This window comes from Aurantimicrobium sp., assembly GCF_036667855.1.
Classification (GTDB): Bacteria; Actinomycetota; Actinomycetes; order Actinomycetales; family Microbacteriaceae; genus Aurantimicrobium.
The window spans coordinates 1-1623 of the sequence record NZ_JAVWTF010000112.1; the positions used below are offsets into that span (position 1 = coordinate 1).

Annotated in this window: 1 protein-coding gene; it reads left to right on the forward strand. The window is 55.8% G+C overall.

The features are described 5' to 3' along the window. The coding region (locus tag RR877_RS10550) for an ATP-dependent helicase (RefSeq protein WP_332628236.1) at positions 1 to 1472 on the forward strand (1472 nt) is incomplete at its 5' end. Positions 1473 to 1623: the final 151 nt, after the last annotated feature.

A 1623-nucleotide genomic window follows, 5' to 3' on the forward strand; every position in this document is an offset into this window, starting at 1 on the left:
ATCTCGGTGCAGGTCCTGTGCAGGCACAAACATTCCACGCTGCAGCACTTCGCCAATTAGGTCACTTTTGGCCGATGTTTGTCGGCGGAGAAACTCCTAAGATTTTCGAATCCAAGTCCAGGCCACTCGCAGAGGTTGCTTCGCAACTGGGTTTGAAGCTGGACACGGCCACGCTGCGCGATCTCGCCTCTGAGGTGGAATGGCGCAAGACCAGCAATTTGAGCCTGTCGAGCTATGAAAAGCGCGCCTATGCGAGGGCCATGCCGGGAAACCTTGCTGTTGCGGATGTGCTGGCCGTGATGAATGGCTACGAGGACCTCAAAGATGCCCGTGGTCAGATCGACATGGAAGATGTTCTGCTTCTCACTGCTGGTCTGCTGGAATCAGAAGCCGCTGCAGCGATGGAAGTGCGTGAGCGTTACCGCTTCTTCGTTGTTGACGAATATCAGGACGTTTCGCCCCTGCAACACCATCTGCTCGACCTGTGGTTAGGTGACCACAGAGATCTCTGTGTGGTGGGAGATGCGAGTCAGACTATTTACTCCTTCACCGGGGCAACAAGTGATTATCTACTCTCATTTGGCTCGACCTATCCCGATGCCCATGTGGTGAAGCTAGAGACGAACTATCGTTCTACGGCACCGATTGTTTCTGCCGCGAACGCGCTAATGCGTGACCGTCCAGGTGCTCTAACCCTGACGGCAGCAACACCGGAAGGTCCAGCACCCCAGGTTACGGCGTATCCGCATGACGGCGCTGAGGCTCGTGCTGTGGCAACCAAGATTGCGGCTGAAATAGCCGCAGGCACGCTCCCAGAAGACATTGCCGTGCTTTATCGCATCAATGTCCAGGCTGTAGCTCTCGAGCAGGCGCTCTCTGATTTAGGTGTGAGCACGACGATTTATGGGGCAAAGCGCTTCTATGACCTGCCCGAGGTCAAGCAAGCCATTATGGCTCTGCGCGGAGCTTCGGTTTCCGTATCTGGTGAACCCCTGTTCAAGTCCGTCAGCGATGTGCTGCGCTCGGTGGGGTGGAGCCAGGAGGCTCCCCAGACCACCGGAGCAGCACGCTCGAAGTGGGAAGCATTGAATGCCCTCATGGTGATGGCAGATGAAGCTCCCGAGGGAACAAGTTTCCGTGCCTTTACCGATGAACTGTTGGCTCGTCAGGCGGCACGCCACGAGCCAACCATGCATGCCGTGACCTTGGCATCAGTTCACTCTGCTAAAGGTTTGGAGTGGGATTCGGTGCACGTCATTGGACTCAGTGAAGGCTTGTTCCCGATTAGCTATGCCCAGAATCTGGAAGCAATAGCTGAAGAGCGCAGGCTGCTTTATGTCGCGATCACTCGTGCGAGGAAGCAACTCTCCTTGTCCTGGGCGCAGCAGGGGACTGGCCGTGCGACGAACCGAGAACGCTCACGTTTCGTGGCAGAGCTTGGCATGCACAATCAGGATGCAGGGCGAAAGTAACCTCTTCTTCCTCACCACTGAGAGCATCAATTCTGACTGCTGTGTTGTGGGTAATCGGGTGTGAAGCTGGTGATTGAATCCAGCGAGCAATCAGTGCCGAGATTTCTGCATTGACCAGTGGTGTTTGGCTCAGTGCCGGAGTGCTCACAAG